The following is a 13,290-nucleotide window of genomic DNA, read 5'->3' on the forward strand; positions in this document are numbered from 1 at the left end:
CCGTCGGCTGGTAGTGCAATGATGGTCCGAGCGCATTGACCGTCTTAAAGCCATTTTTAAGCATGGGCTGACCACAATGTGGGCAGCTGAGGGGATAAGATTGAACTAAGTGAATGACAATCCGATCACCTTGGTCTTCAATGGGCTCAGCGAAGTGCTTTTCATCTAATTCCAAGTGGGAATCTTTAACTCCTAAGGCAACTCTGGTAGAATAATTCATGAAAGATGGTCCTTTCTTAAACGAAGACGGGAGCCAGCCATCTTTCGTTTTTTATTTTAAATTTAAACCAAAATAAGCACTGATGTTAAGTCCATCAGTACTTAAAATTGTAGAACCCTTTGTTGTTTATAGCGTTACCTCACCGGCCACATCGGTGTTAAAGAACTTACTGATGGCAGCGATGTCCATCCCCTGGCCGAGGCCCCACATTAGCTTAGTAATTGCACATTCCGAAGTCATATCGTGGGCGGAAATCGCCCCTTCCAGCAGTGCTTGCTGACCGACCTCGTACTTGGTCAGGTCACTGCGCTCGTACAGGCATTGGCTCGCCGCAATGACCGGGATGCCATTCCGGATTAGCTTGCCGACGGCGGCAACCAGGTTGCGACGGATGAAGGTCATGCCGCCGAGGCCGTACGCTTCGATTACGATGCCATGACAGCCGTTATCGGCCATCGCGTGCAGGAGGCTAGGATCAAAACCCGGGAAGAGCTTAACCAGCGAGACGTTGGTATCGATTGCCGTGTTTAGCTTGTAGTCACCATGCCGTTTGGGTTGCGGCTGGAGAATTTGGAAACCATCGGAGGTAACCTGGGCAATCAGGGGGAAGTTGACACTTTCAAAGGCATCGAACGAGGTTGTCCGGACTTTGACACTCCGGCAGCCGCGCATCACCTTCCGGTTGAAGGCCAGGTAGACCCCGGGTTCGCACTTCGTCGCGGCGGTGAAGGCCAGGTTGAGGTTGTCTGGGGCATCGCTGAGCGGAATATTTATCGGCACCTGGCTTCCCGTTAGCACGACCGGGAGGTTAATGTTTTCCAGCATAAAAGTCAGCATGGAGGCCGTGTAGGCCATCGTGTCCGTTCCATGTGAAACAATAATTCCGTCGTAATCGTTGCGCGCCTGGTAAATTTCCTGGGCAATCAGCGTCCATTCTTCCGGCTGGATGTTGGAGGAGTCCATCTCCAAAATGTCCTTGACCGTCACGTCGAAGGGCAGGGAGCCGAGGGTTTTGAGCAGCTCAGCACCAGATTCGCCCGGGCGCAAGCCGTCAGCCGAGGCAACCGAGGCAATTGTACCTCCGGTGGTCAGCAGCAATAATTTCTTCGTCATCAATGTCACCAGCTTTCAATTCTAGTTTTATTTTAGTAATCAATCTGGTTGGTGACAAGAGGGATTACAAAACTGTCCGTAAATCAGGTCGCGGAAAATTGAACAGTAGTTTCTTGATTGTCTGATATGGTATTTGTGCTTATCGAGTGCTAAAATAATAAAAAAGTTATATTTTTTGCGTAATGGAAGGGGTAAGCACGATGGAGCAACCAGTAGAAACGCTTGAGGGATGGTATTGTGAGCACCTTGTTTGGAAAATAAATTGGCCGCTTTTGCGTAGCTTGGACAAAGCTACTCGCAATTCTGTCATCGATAGCTATCATAAGATAAATAAAAGCTTGGAAGAAGTGGAACCGGATCAGGGGAGCCATTACTGGTTCCGCGTCAACGGCTTCAAAGGGGACCTGGGGCTGATGGTTTTAAGACCTAGCCTGATGGATTTGACCGCCGTTGAGGCGCTAATTGCCAAATCAGCTCTGGGAACAATCCTGCAGCCAAGCCGTTCCTTCGTGTCGGTTACTGAGGTTGGAACTTATACAGGAAAGCCGAAGACCGATCGTGGCTGGGCCTATGTCAATGCCCACCTGAAGCCGCAATTGCCAGCGATGAACTGTATTTGTTTCTACCCGATGAATAAACGGCGCTGGCCGGGGGCAAACTGGTATGAACTGCCGTATGCCAAGCGCCAGGAGGAAATGCACGAGCATGGCACCATTGGCCGGCAGTACGCGGGCAAGATTAAACAGTACATTACCGGAGCGATTGGCTTTGATGATGATGAATGGGGAGTAACCCTCTTTGCGGACGACCCGCTTGAAATTAAGAAGCTGGTTACGGAGATGCGGTATGCGGCCGCGAGTGCCGTTTACGGTGATTTCCCCTACTTCATTATCGGTACCCGGCTGACCGAGAACGCTTGGGCGAACCTGCTGGCGTTGGATGAGGGAGGCGCTGAATAATCATGGAAATGAAGATTGCGCGCGAACAAACGGCGCCGGTTTGGTTTTACAGTTTGGCGGTTCTAATTACCCAGCTGGATGGCGGGGCGGTATCAACCCTGCTATCGTCAATTATGCACCAGTACCAGCTGACGCCGACCGCGGTTTCCTGGGTATCAGGCCTCTATACTTTGGGATTAGTGATTGCAACGCCGGTGGTGGCCAACTGGGCTGACCTCTTTGGCGAACGGCGGGTTTTCCTGAGCGAATTAGCTTTGTGGTTCGTGGGGGCGCTGGTCACGTTTGTTGCCCCCAGCTATTCGCTAGTGCTCGTCGGTCGCCTGCTCCAGGCAGCGGGAGATTGCGGAATTATTGTAATGTCGATCGACGCGATGATTGCTGCTGCGCGTCGTAACCACCAGGGGCGGAAAGTTTCTCTGATGGGGATTATGTCCGGCCTAGCGGCGCTGCTGGCCCCGATCATTGCTGGGATTACGCTGGGGACGACCGGCGACTGGCATAACTTTTATGGGCTGATGCTGCCGTTGCTTGCAGTCCTGTTCCTGCTCGGCTGGAAGGTCCTGCCGCAGGAAAGCGGTCAGCCGCAATATAGTGCTGACTGGCTGGGGGCACTAGTGTTTAGTGCGGGCCTGGCCGCCTGGATGCTGGCGCTAATGCTTGCCCAGCACTTGCTGAATTACCTAGTCCTGGTGGTGAGCCTGGTGATCATTGGCATCATCTTTTTTGCCCTCTTTATCCGGATTGAGCACCGGCTGCCGACCACCCGGCTGCCATTTCTCCCACTGAAGCTGTTGCGGCAGTATTCCTACCGGCAAACGATCTTACTGGGTACCATCGGCGGAATGTTCTTCGCCCTCTTTGTTTATATCCCAACCTATTTGAGCGCGAGCTTTGGCTTGTCGGCCCAGGCTGCCGGAATGATGCTAACGGCACCGGGCCTTGGTTCACTGATTGGGGCCTTTTTGGGCGGCCTGCTGGTTGATCGGGCTGGCAACCGGCTGACGATGGTTAGCGCCACTGGTTTACTGGCCCTGTCGACACTGGGAATTGCCCTGACGATCACGAACCTGCGCGCCTTTCTCGGTCTGGCATTTCTAATGGGTATCGGTATGGGGGCGCTGATGTCAGCGCCACTCCAAGTAATCGCGGGGCGGCTTGCCGGCCGCAACAACCGGGCGCAGGCAATTGGCGGTCTCTCGGCTGGTAAGAAGATCGGCCTAACGATTGCGCCCCTGTTATTTGCCACCAGCATGGACCTGCTTTCAAAGGGCCACCAGCTAAGCACCGCCAGCTTTCAAAGTATCTTCTTTATTGCGGCGGCGTTAGCGGTTATCTGTCTAATCATTGCCGCAGTAATGCCATTAGGGGAGGTTAACCATGAATAAACAGCATTCCGCAGTATTATTAATGGCGTTTGGAACGCCGCTCAGTGACGACCAACTGTTGCCTTACTATACCGATATTCGTCATGGCCACGCACCATCGGCCGCGCAGGTTGCGGCATTAGCTGCCCGCTACCGGGCAATCGGCGGGCTCTCACCGCTGGCCAAGATCACGGAACAGCAGGTTGCGGCAGTGAAAAAAGAACTGACTGCGCGGGGGATCAATGTGCCAGTTGAATTGGGCCTGGCCCATACCGCACCGCACATTGCGGAAGCAGTGGAGCAGCTGGTTGACGCAGGCGTCACAACAATCTACGGGGTTCCCCTGGCCGCGCAGTATTCATCCTTTAATGCACGTAGCTACCACGGCAAAGCTAAGGCGGCCTTAGCAGCGCACCCGGGAATTCGCTATGTCCCGGTAAATGACCAGGGCGGGTCAACCGCGCTGATTGACTATTGGGCTGCCCAGTTAGGCAAGGTAAGGGAAGTTATCGCGTCGCCGCAAACAGCGGTCCTGTTTAGTGCCCACTCGCTGCCCGTGCGGACGCTTGCCGCTGGCGATCCCTACAAGGCCAACGTTGAAGCAGATATTCAGGCTACGGCCCAGCGCGCCAATTTAAAGCGGTATTGGCTGGGCTGGCAATCCGCTGGCAAAACCGGGGATAAGTGGATTGGTCCACGATTTGAAGACGTTGCTCAGCAGCTGATTAACGCAGGGGCGGAGCAGATTATCTCGGTCCCGTTGGGCTTTATCAATAACAACCTGGAAATTAACTATGACGTTGACATTGAGCTGCGGCAGCTCATCGAACAGGCGGGCAGCCGCTTTACCCGTCTGCCGATGCCGAATGCTGATCCGGCCCTGGCGGCCACAATCTGTGACCGGCTGGCAGCTGCCGGACTAACGAAGCAATAATATCGGTGAAGAGCAAAGATTGACAGGAAAAATTGGCCTGCGGCAAAAACACGGTTTTGCCACAGGCCCTTGTTGGTTTAACCATCGAATTCATTTGGTAGTTTTCCCCGTATTTATTAGTTAGAACAATTAATACGGGGTGGAAAAAATGACCAGTGAAATTAGTATTCAGGATGACTTTGTTTTTGGCAGCGTGATGAGCAATAAGCGGCTTTGTCAACGGTTGATCCAGCTGATTCTACCCGAACTAAAGATTGACCGGATTGAGTTTCCGACGGTTCAAAAGGTGGTCCAGGAGAGTCAGTTCAGTCGCGGCGTTCGCTTTGACGTGTACACCAAGGACCAGGATGGAGTGGTCTACGAGATTGATATGCAGGTCCGGCACACCCGTGGCTTGCCACAGCGGGTGCGTTACTACCAGGGGCGGATCGACAGTGAGATGTTAAAGCACGGGCAGCAGTACGCGACCCTGCGCCAGTCCTACGTAATCTTTATCTGTCCGTTTGATCCGTTCAATTTAGGTCGGCACCGCTATGACTTCGCCAATTATTGCCAGCAAGATCAGTCGTTGGCACTGGGGGACGGGCGGACGGCGATTTTCCTCAATACCAAGGGAACACAAGATGACGTATCGAAAGACTTGCGCAACTTCCTCGATTACGTGGATAATAGGGATGTAGAGAACGACGAGTACGTTGCTGAACTAAAGGACTACATCCAGAATTTGAGTAAAAACACGGAATGGAGGAATGATTACATGGACAACAAGACCCACATGATGTTCCACGATGAAGATGTCCGTGAAGAAGGAATTGCTGCCGGTAAAATGGAAGCCATCCGGGGGATGATTGCGTTAATGCGTAATAATGGTATCTCGGAGGAAAAACTAAAGCCGCAAATTCAGCAGCAGTTCGACCTGACCGCTGCCCAGATGCAGGAACTGTTTAAATAAGCCCAACTAAAAACTCCGCAAGGCGCGGTTTCGCGTTTTGCGGAGTTCCTTTAGTTTAAATTATGGGTTCAGCCGGTTGAGCATCCGTGGGAACGGAATGTTTTCCCGAATGTGGTCCTGCAGGGTGACCCAGGCGAGGAACCGCTCCAGCCCCATCCCGAAGCCGGAGTGCGGGACAGAACCATACTTGCGCAGGTCGTCGTACCAGCCGTAGTTTTCCTTGGACAGGCCGTTTTCTTCCAGCTTGCTGGTGATGTATTCGTAGTCGTAGGCACGCTCGGAGCCCCCGATGATTTCACCGTAACCCTCTGGGGCCAGCAGGTCGGCACAGATAACTTCCCGGTCATCTTCAGGATTGGTCGGCATATAGAAGGCCTTGATTTCCTTGGGGTAGTTCTTGATGAAGACCGGCTTCTTAAATTGGTCGGCCAGGTAGGTTTCTTCGGGTGAACCAAAGTCGTCGCCGTACTTGACGTCCAGGCCACCATCCTGGAGCATCTTGATTGCTTCCTTGTAGGTAACCCGTGGGTAAGGCAGCTCAGTGAACGGCTTGAGGCTCTCCACGCTCCGGCCAACCATTTCCAACTCAAGCGGGCAGTGGTCAATTAGGTCTTGGATCAGGTAGGCCACGTACTGTTCCTGGATTTCTTCGTTTTCGTCCTCGTGCATCCAGGCCATTTCTGGTTCGATCATCCAGAATTCCATTAGGTGCCGTCGGGTCTTGGACTTTTCAGCCCGGAAAGTTGGGCCCATCGTATAAATTCGACCCAATGCCATCGCACCGGCTTCCCCATAGAGCTGACCTGATTGTGACAGGTAGGCGCTCTGGTCAAAGTAGTCAGTTTCGAACAGTTCGGTTGTCCCTTCTGGCGCACTCCCGGTCAGAATTGGGGCGTCAAACTGGGTGAAACCGTGCTTGTTGAAGAATTCCATCGTCGCTAGCTTAACCCGACTCCGGATCCGCATCAGAGCCCATGGCTTGCGAGAACGCAGCCACAGATGGCGGTGGTCGAGCAGGAAGTCGATCCCATGTTCCTTGTTACCAATTGGGTAGTCATCGCTGGTGCCCACAACATCGATGTCCGTGATATGGATTTCATAACCAAACTTGGACCGCTTGTCTTCAGCGATTTCCCCGGTAACATAGAAACTGGTTTCCTGGTGCAGGTCGTGCTTGGCCAGTTCAAACGTTTCTTCGTCAACGTTGTTCTTCCGGATGATCCCCTGGAAGAAGCCGGTGCCGTCCCGCAGCTGTAGGAAGGCAATCTTCCCGCTGGACCGCTTATCAGTTAACCAAACGCCAATGCGAACCGTTTCTCCCACGTGCTGGGGGGATTGGCTGATCGTAATTGTTTCCATCAAAAACTCACTCCTCAAAACTTAATTACAGAATCTGAATGTGTGCCTGGGCGCACTTGTCGAGCATCGCTTGGGGCCAAACGCTGGCTTGCACTTCGCCGACATGTGCCTTGCCCAGCAGAAGCATACATAACCGGGATTGACCGATCCCACCACCGATGGAGTAGGGCAGTTCGCCGTTCAACAGCATCTGGTGGAAGGGCAGCTTTTCCCGGTCTTCCGCGCCGGCCTTCTTGAGCTGGGCCCGCATTGACTCTTCGCTGACCCGAACCCCCATGCTGGAGATTTCGAGCTTGCACTGCAACGGTTCGTACCAGAAAATGATGTCCCCGTTAAGCTGCCAGTCGTCGTAGTCGGGTGCCCGGCCGTCGTGCGGCTTGCCGGAGCGTTGCAGTTTGTCCCCAATCTTCATTACGAAGACGGCACCAAGTTCCTTAGCAATTTTATCTTCCCGTTCCATCGGGGTCAAGTCTGGCCAGCGGTCTTCCAGCTCCTGGGTGGTGACGAAGTGGATTTCGTCTGGCAGCTGGTATACGGCGTCGGGGTAAAGTTCCCACAGTTCCCGCTCGATTTTCTTGATGACCTTGAAGATTTGACGGACCGTGGCCTTCAGTGTGGTTTCGGTCCGTTCTTCCTTGGCAATCACCTTCTCCCAGTCCCACTGGTCGACGTAGATCGAGTGGAAATTGTCGAGATCTTCGTCCTTCCGGATGGCGTTCATGTTGGTGCAGAGCCCCTCGTGCATTCCAAAGCCGTACTTCTTGAGGGCCATCCGCTTCCACTTCGCCAGGGAGTGAACCACTTCAATGGTTTCCCCGGGCAGGCCCTTCATGGTAAAGGAAACCGGCTGTTCAACCCCGTTTAGGTTATCGTTGAGCCCGGTTCCCTTTTCGACAAACATCGGGGCAGACATCCGTTGGAGGTGCAGTTCGTGGCCAAATTCATCCTGGAAGTTTTCCCGGATGAAGCGGATGGCCGCTTCGGTATCACGGATTGATAATCGTGGATCATAGTCTGTAGGAATAATTAAGCTCATTTTCGACACTCCTTTAATTAGCTCCGGGACAAATAAAAAGCCCTTCGTCCCCCTGGTAAATTCACAGGGACGAAAGGCTTTATTCCGCGGTACCACCCAAGTTGCCTAGGAATTCGGGATTCCTAGACCGCTTATCGAACGCAAACACGCTCTACCGGTGTGGTAACGTACCGGGGACGGCTGAGCCTACTTTAGTCTGGCGACCATTTGGGTCAGCGGCACTGCGAGAAAGTGTTTTTCAAACGTCCAGGGTCGGCCGGTCTCCCACTATCACCGGCTCACTTGACGAATGCGGCGTCCTACTCGTCTTTCTCATCGCTTTTGAAATCTTTAATGATATTCTAACCTGTTTTTTATAAAATGCAAGGACTTTTTAAAATTATTCTGGAGCCGCCCAGATCAGGTGGACGCTCGCCTGGTCCTGCTGGCTGATTGTAAAACCGTGGCGCTGGTAGAAACTAACCGCCCGCTGGTTTTGGCGGTAGGCATCCAGGGCCAGCTTCTGGGAGCGACGTTGGACAAAGGTCAGCAACTGGCCGCCAATTCCCTGCTGGCGGTATTGCCGAGCGACGAACAGGCCTGCGAGATAGTCACCGGTGAGGCCAACAAAGCCAGCAATCGTGCCATTAGGGAGCAGGTAACAGTAAACCGTTGCCGCTTGAATTGCGGTCCGGACTGCTGGTAGCTGGTCCCGCCAATACTGGGCGCCGATGAAGGCGTGGGCATCGAGGTTGCCGACTAACCAAATTTCCATAATCGTGTCCAGGTCGTCCGGGTGCATCTTTCTGATCATTTTGGGACCTCCTTTCGTTGCCAGGATCCCGGGATAAAAAATTGGCATCCAGTGAATATTTCCATTATACCGGAGGCGTGCTAGAATAACGTTAACTTTAGGTACTTGCAGGCGATACCTAGTCCAACATTGCCGCCGATGGAAAGGATTTACGATGCGGATTAACGTTCTTCAACACACTCCAAACGAGGGCCCGGGCGCGATTCAAGCCTGGGCGGACGAGCGGGGGCACGACTTCTATGTCTACCATCCTTACCAGTTCGGCAACCTGCCGACCGCTGCCGAAACGGACTTATTGATTATCCTCGGCGGCCCGATGAGCCCGAACGACGACCTGCCCTGGATCAAGCAGGAACGGGGGCTGATTAAAGCGTTGCTGGCCCTGCACAAGCCAATCTTCGGCGCCTGCTACGGGGCCCAGCAGATTGTCAAGACCCTGGGTTACCAGATTGGCAAGGCGCCGCATAAGGAAGTCGGTTGGGCACCGGTTTACCGGCAGTCCACGGCGATTCCGGGGATCCCAGAGAAGCTTGACGCCCTCCACTGGCACGAAGAAATGTTTGAAGTACCGCACGAAGCCCAGTTGCTCTTTTCCAGTGATTTGGTAAGGAACCAGGGCTTCCTCCTCGGTGATAACGTGATTGGCCTGCAGTTCCACTTTGAGCCGCTGGCTGATAACGTGCGCGAGATGGCGGTCAACGATGACCAGTACCCGCTGGACCATAATGACCTCCACCAGACGCCGCAGGAGATTATTGACCACGGCGTCCCGGCGGAAAACAAGCGGGCGATGTTTAACCTGCTGGACTTTATTACGAAATAAAAAGTAACGCCCTCCAGCGAGGAAATGCTTGGAGGACGTTTTTAATATTTAACGGTTTAAATTCAAGTTTAAGCGGGACAACTGGCGGAGGATCAGCAGGACAATGATTGCTTCCAGCGGCCAGGAAATGATTTCCTTTGGTACCCGGATCGCGAGCAGGGCGGTAAAGGCCCGGCCGGTGCTAGACGAGCTGAGGCTCATCAAGTAGACCCACAGCGTCGTAAAAAAGACGTTGGTGACCAGGATCTGGATGAATTCATAGATAAACACCCGCTGCCAGCTCACTCGTTGGTTGTACAAGAAGAGCCCGGCAATCACGCCGGAAAGAAAGGCGGAGAAGGTAAAACCGGGGAAGAACATACTTCCGGTATTCAAGATGGTGTTACTGATTAAGTCATTAACGACCATTGCCAGCCCGCCAATCCACGGGCCCAGGTAGTAACCGATCAGGGCCGTTGCAATAAAGCCAAAGCTGAATTTCAAGACGGCCGGGTCACCAATTGACAGTTTCCCGAGGATAATTCGTAAGGCCACCAGGAGGGCAGCCAGGGTCAGATGCCGCGTAGTAAGGCGGGGACCCGAAAAGGATAAGATTGACATCATCAACACACTCCCTAAAAAATTTGATTTTGTTAGGGAACCATCGACGGTTGTCCGTGGTGAATGCGGAAAACCAAAGCAGCCCTGCGGCCTCCTTCCAGCGTTCACATTCCGTTCCGCTGGACAATAACTCTGGAGTTCCTACCCCAACAATCGGTAGTATACGATTAATCCGGATGATAAGCAATAGTTCTGCTTTGATTTAACGTTAAACCTGAACGATTTTCTTGGAATAGTGGGCGGATGTTCCATTGTGAATCAATGGACTTAGTTTAAAGAAAGTGATAAGAAGTGCCGAAATAGGTCCCAAAGCTCGCCTGCGTTATACAATGGAAAAATTGAAGCAAATTGAGGAGGAAACGTGATGCGGAAAAAACAAACGCGGCTGCTTATTGTTGCGACAGCCGTGGTGCTCGGCTTATTAATGATTGCGACCCAGTTTAACCAGTCGGTCCATTACGTTAATCCCGGGACACTCAACCACCACTTTTTCTGGCGGGGTGGCTGGTACTACGACGGGACCGATTGGGCCTACGTGCGCGGCGGCCGCAAAGTAACGGGCCGGCAAAGGATTAACGGCGTGCAGTATCGTTTTCGCGCTGATGGGCGGCAGGTGCTTCCCTATCAGGTTAATCGCCAGTATGAGCTGGCCGCTAGCCAGGGCAGCAATCAGCGGGCCACGCCGAAGTACATTATTCTCCATGATGTCGGCAGCAGGGCGACCGGCCAGCAGGCAGCAAGCTATATGCAGCGGAGCGCCAATAGTAATCAGGCCTACACGAACTTTATTGTCGGTAATGGCGGCACGGTCTACCTGATGAAACAGCCGGGGACCGTTTCGTGGGGTGCCGGAACGACAGCAAACCAGAACGCTCCGGTGCAGATTGAACTGGGCCAAACCAGCAGTGCCGCCACCTTTCGCCAGGATTACCAGGCCTACGTTGCCCTGGCCCGTGACATGGCTGGCAAGTACAAGATTCCGTTGACCCTCGACCAGGGCGGCGCCGGTAAAAAGGGAATCAAGAGCCACCGCTGGGTCAGCCAGCACATCTGGGGCGACCACCAGGACCCTTACGAATACCTGGCCCGGTTTGGGGTCACTAAACAGGAACTGGCAACGGATTTGGCGGGGCGATAGGATAATTATGCAGGGAGAGGAGGCAGAAGTCGTAACCGACTTCTGCCCCCTCTCTCTTTTCCCACTCTTAATATTCCCAAAATATATCACAAAAAAAGTATTAATTGTCAAAGTTAATTGGTTGATTGTGAATAATACTACTAAGTTGGGGTTGGGGAATTCCAAACGTATTTGGCGCGTGGAATATCATGGAATATCCGCTACTATGTGAATTGACACACAATCCGGGGGGGGTGCGATAGGATCGTAATAAGGCACACTTCTTGCCATTTCGTTAATCAGACTGGGTTAGCGGAATTGAGGTCAGCAAAAAGCCCTCTTAAGTGAGTAACCTAAGTGACACTTATCACAATTGTGTTGGTTGTTATTTATTAAGGAGGTTATGAAATTGGCTTCTTCTAGTTATACCAAAGAGGATCAAGGCTACACGATGTCCACCGTGATGCAGGAAGCGGCTCGCTGCCTGCTGTGTGAAGACGCGCCGTGTTCGCAGGCGTGCCCGGCGCACACTAATCCGGCCAAGTTTATCCGGAGTGTGCGTTTCCGCAACGTCAAAGGCGCCGCGGAGACGATCCGGGAAAACAATGCCCTCGGCGCAATCTGTGCCCGGGTCTGCCCGACCGAGCGGTATTGTGAATCGGCTTGCACCCGGGCCAAAATCGACGGACCAATCGATATTGCCGGCATCCAGCGGTACGTCACTGATATGGAACGCAAAGAAAATATGCAGATCCTCCATGCCGGCAAGCCCAACGGCCTGAGCGTTGCCATCATCGGGAGTGGGCCAGCCGGCTTGCAGGCGGCAACAACCCTTTTGCAGAAGGGCTACGCCGTTGATATTTACGAAAAGGCGCCGAAAGCCGGGGGCTATTTAACTTACGGCATTCCAGAATACCGGCTGCCAGAGACGATTGTTGACTATGAGGTTCAGCGGATTGTTAATCTTGGAGCGAAAATCCACTACAATCAGGCAATCGGTAAGGACCTGTCGATTGATGAGTTAAAGCAGGGTCACGACGCGGTCATCGTTGCGGTTGGCCTCGCCAAGGTCAAGATGCTGCCAATGTTTGAGCATAACATTTGTAAGGAATCGGCAATTTCCTTCTTAGCCCGGGCGAAGGAAAGCCGGGGCGAGCTTAGTGATTTGCCCGAGAACGTCCTCGTGATCGGCGGTGGGGATGTTGCCATGGACGTCGTGACGACCCTCAAACGCCTGGGCGTCAACCATGTCACCGACGTGGTTTACGAAGAGTTTAAGGAATTTAAGGCTTCCAAGAAGGAACTAGCGGGTGCGCAAGCCCAAGGGGTCACGATTGTTGATGGCTACGTGCCTACTAGTGTCCGGCAGAATAAGGTAACCTTTAAGGCCCGCAACATTGACAGTGAAATGACAATTAAGGCCGATAAAATTATTTTGGCGGTTGGCCAACAGGCAGATACTGCTGATTTGAAGATTGACCTCCAGCACAACGAGGTCCCGTTTAGGGCCGCCAAGTACCGGACCCCGGATCCCAAAGTGTTTGCCACCGGCGATATTGTGGCGGGTGACCAGACCGTTGTTTACACCGTGCAAAAGGGCAAGGAAGTAGCGGAAGAAATCGACCGGGTGTTAGGAGGCAGCAGCAATGATTAATAAAGATTTATCAATTGACTTTGTCGGTGTTCACTTTGAAAACCCATTCTGTTTGTCCGCCTCCCCAGTTGGTAATTGCTACGAGATGTGCGCCCGGGCCTATCGTGCCGGCTGGGGCGGAATCACCTTTAAGATGATTTCACCCGATAGTGAAAAGATTGATGAGGTGTCGCCGCGGTTTAACGAGCTGGCCAAGGAAGACACGCCCTTCGTGGTCTTTAACAACATGGAGCAGTTATCGGAGCGGACGGTTGCGCAGAACTGTGCGGATATGAAACGCCTGAAAGCGGAGTTCCCTACCAAGGTTTTGATTGCCTCAATCATGGCGGCCTCCGAGGATGACTTGACCGAACTAGCCCGGTAAGT

Annotated in this window: 13 protein-coding genes, 1 pseudogene, 1 riboswitch and 1 other annotated feature; of the genes and pseudogenes, 8 read left to right on the forward strand and 6 right to left on the reverse strand. The window is 53.0% G+C overall.

Going from position 1 to position 13,290, the window contains the following annotated elements; translation table 11 throughout:
• Both HMPREF0494_RS11795 and HMPREF0494_RS04455 read right to left on the reverse strand, forming a co-directional pair.
• Positions 1–220: pseudogene (locus HMPREF0494_RS11795) on the reverse strand (ISL3 family transposase); the annotation flags it as partial.
• A 126-nt stretch (positions 221–346) separates the two neighbouring features.
• A complete protein-coding gene (locus tag HMPREF0494_RS04455; protein WP_007123743.1) occupies positions 347–1,333 on the reverse strand; it encodes an asparaginase in 987 nt (328 codons plus the stop codon).
• Positions 1,334–1,533: 200 nt separating this feature from the next.
• Between HMPREF0494_RS04455 and hemQ the strand changes: the two genes are divergently transcribed.
• The 4 genes from hemQ to HMPREF0494_RS04475 all read left to right on the forward strand — a co-directional run bounded on the left by hemQ (position 1,534) and on the right by HMPREF0494_RS04475 (position 5,542).
• Positions 1,534–2,292: a hydrogen peroxide-dependent heme synthase gene (gene hemQ / locus HMPREF0494_RS04460; RefSeq protein ID WP_040458793.1), complete on the forward strand. Its 759-nt coding sequence runs from the start codon at positions 1,534–1,536 to the stop codon at positions 2,290–2,292.
• A 2-nt stretch (positions 2,293–2,294) separates the two neighbouring features.
• On the forward strand, positions 2,295–3,677 hold the full coding sequence (locus HMPREF0494_RS04465; RefSeq protein ID WP_007123746.1) for an MFS transporter: 1,383 nt from the start codon (positions 2,295–2,297) through the stop codon (positions 3,675–3,677).
• Positions 3,670–4,590, forward strand: coding sequence for a ferrochelatase (gene hemH / locus HMPREF0494_RS04470; protein WP_007123747.1), 921 nt, complete (start codon positions 3,670–3,672; stop codon positions 4,588–4,590). The genes HMPREF0494_RS04465 and hemH overlap by 8 nt, the downstream gene beginning before the upstream one ends.
• 148 nt (positions 4,591–4,738) lie before the next feature.
• Positions 4,739–5,542: an Rpn family recombination-promoting nuclease/putative transposase gene (locus tag HMPREF0494_RS04475; protein ID WP_007123748.1), complete on the forward strand. Its 804-nt coding sequence runs from the start codon at positions 4,739–4,741 to the stop codon at positions 5,540–5,542.
• A gap of 60 nt (positions 5,543–5,602) precedes the next feature.
• Here HMPREF0494_RS04475 and asnS read toward each other — a convergent pair whose 3' ends face one another.
• From asnS to HMPREF0494_RS04490, 3 genes are all read right to left on the reverse strand, one after another.
• Positions 5,603–6,901 carry an asparagine--tRNA ligase gene (gene asnS, locus HMPREF0494_RS04480; protein ID WP_007123749.1) on the reverse strand — a complete coding sequence of 433 codons (1,299 nt, stop codon included), beginning with the start codon at positions 6,899–6,901 and terminating at the stop codon, positions 5,603–5,605.
• A 25-nt stretch (positions 6,902–6,926) separates the two neighbouring features.
• On the reverse strand, positions 6,927–7,937 hold the full coding sequence (asnA, locus tag HMPREF0494_RS04485; protein WP_007123750.1) for an aspartate--ammonia ligase: 1,011 nt from the start codon (positions 7,935–7,937) through the stop codon (positions 6,927–6,929).
• A gap of 62 nt (positions 7,938–7,999) precedes the next feature.
• Positions 8,000–8,262: a binding site (T-box leader), on the reverse strand.
• Between the two features lie 54 nt (positions 8,263–8,316).
• Positions 8,317–8,730 carry a GNAT family N-acetyltransferase gene (locus HMPREF0494_RS04490; RefSeq protein WP_040458794.1) on the reverse strand — a complete coding sequence of 138 codons (414 nt, stop codon included), beginning with the start codon at positions 8,728–8,730 and terminating at the stop codon, positions 8,317–8,319.
• A gap of 154 nt (positions 8,731–8,884) precedes the next feature.
• Between HMPREF0494_RS04490 and HMPREF0494_RS04495 the strand changes: the two genes are divergently transcribed.
• Positions 8,885–9,553: a type 1 glutamine amidotransferase gene (locus HMPREF0494_RS04495; protein WP_007123752.1), complete on the forward strand. Its 669-nt coding sequence runs from the start codon at positions 8,885–8,887 to the stop codon at positions 9,551–9,553.
• 48 nt (positions 9,554–9,601) lie between these two features.
• On the opposite strand, the gene HMPREF0494_RS04500 is transcribed toward HMPREF0494_RS04495, so the two are convergent.
• Positions 9,602–10,153, reverse strand: a complete 552-nt coding sequence (locus HMPREF0494_RS04500) for a folate family ECF transporter S component (RefSeq protein WP_187368707.1) — start codon at positions 10,151–10,153, stop codon at positions 9,602–9,604.
• A gap of 55 nt (positions 10,154–10,208) precedes the next feature.
• A riboswitch (THF riboswitch) is annotated at positions 10,209–10,304 on the reverse strand.
• Positions 10,305–10,517: 213 nt separating this feature from the next.
• On the opposite strand from HMPREF0494_RS04500, the gene HMPREF0494_RS04505 reads away from it, so the two are divergent.
• The 3 genes from HMPREF0494_RS04505 to HMPREF0494_RS11800 all read left to right on the forward strand — a co-directional run bounded on the left by HMPREF0494_RS04505 (position 10,518) and on the right by HMPREF0494_RS11800 (position 13,288).
• Entirely contained in the window at positions 10,518–11,291 is a 774-nt protein-coding gene (locus HMPREF0494_RS04505; protein ID WP_007123754.1) for an N-acetylmuramoyl-L-alanine amidase, read from the forward strand.
• Positions 11,292–11,673: 382 nt separating this feature from the next.
• Entirely contained in the window at positions 11,674–12,924 is a 1,251-nt protein-coding gene (locus HMPREF0494_RS04510; protein WP_007123756.1) for an FAD-dependent oxidoreductase, read from the forward strand.
• On the forward strand, positions 12,917–13,288 hold the full coding sequence (locus HMPREF0494_RS11800; RefSeq protein WP_007123757.1) for a beta/alpha barrel domain-containing protein: 372 nt from the start codon (positions 12,917–12,919) through the stop codon (positions 13,286–13,288). The genes HMPREF0494_RS04510 and HMPREF0494_RS11800 overlap by 8 nt, the downstream gene beginning before the upstream one ends.
• The last annotated feature ends 2 nt before the right edge of the window (positions 13,289–13,290 follow it).

Origin of the sequence: Limosilactobacillus antri DSM 16041 (genome assembly GCF_000160835.1) — a bacterium.
In the GTDB taxonomy this organism is placed as follows: Bacteria; Bacillota; Bacilli; order Lactobacillales; family Lactobacillaceae; genus Limosilactobacillus; species Limosilactobacillus antri.

Coding starts and splice junctions, on each gene's coding strand:
- HMPREF0494_RS04465 (WP_007123746.1), top strand. CDS start 2,295: ATGGAAATGAAGATTGCGCGCGAACAAACGGCGCCGGTTTGGTTTTAC.
- asnS (WP_007123749.1), bottom strand. CDS start 6,901: ATGGAAACAATTACGATCAGCCAATCCCCCCAGCACGTGGGAGAAACG.
- hemH (WP_007123747.1), top strand. CDS start 3,670: ATGAATAAACAGCATTCCGCAGTATTATTAATGGCGTTTGGAACGCCG.
- HMPREF0494_RS11800 (WP_007123757.1), top strand. CDS start 12,917: ATGATTAATAAAGATTTATCAATTGACTTTGTCGGTGTTCACTTTGAA.
- hemQ (WP_040458793.1), top strand. CDS start 1,534: ATGGAGCAACCAGTAGAAACGCTTGAGGGATGGTATTGTGAGCACCTT.
- HMPREF0494_RS04455 (WP_007123743.1), bottom strand. CDS start 1,333: ATGACGAAGAAATTATTGCTGCTGACCACCGGAGGTACAATTGCCTCG.
- asnA (WP_007123750.1), bottom strand. CDS start 7,937: ATGAGCTTAATTATTCCTACAGACTATGATCCACGATTATCAATCCGT.
- HMPREF0494_RS04475 (WP_007123748.1), top strand. CDS start 4,739: ATGACCAGTGAAATTAGTATTCAGGATGACTTTGTTTTTGGCAGCGTG.
- HMPREF0494_RS04495 (WP_007123752.1), top strand. CDS start 8,885: ATGCGGATTAACGTTCTTCAACACACTCCAAACGAGGGCCCGGGCGCG.
- HMPREF0494_RS04500 (WP_187368707.1), bottom strand. CDS start 10,153: ATGTCAATCTTATCCTTTTCGGGTCCCCGCCTTACTACGCGGCATCTG.
- HMPREF0494_RS04490 (WP_040458794.1), bottom strand. CDS start 8,730: ATGATCAGAAAGATGCACCCGGACGACCTGGACACGATTATGGAAATT.
- HMPREF0494_RS04505 (WP_007123754.1), top strand. CDS start 10,518: ATGCGGAAAAAACAAACGCGGCTGCTTATTGTTGCGACAGCCGTGGTG.
- HMPREF0494_RS04510 (WP_007123756.1), top strand. CDS start 11,674: ATGAAATTGGCTTCTTCTAGTTATACCAAAGAGGATCAAGGCTACACG.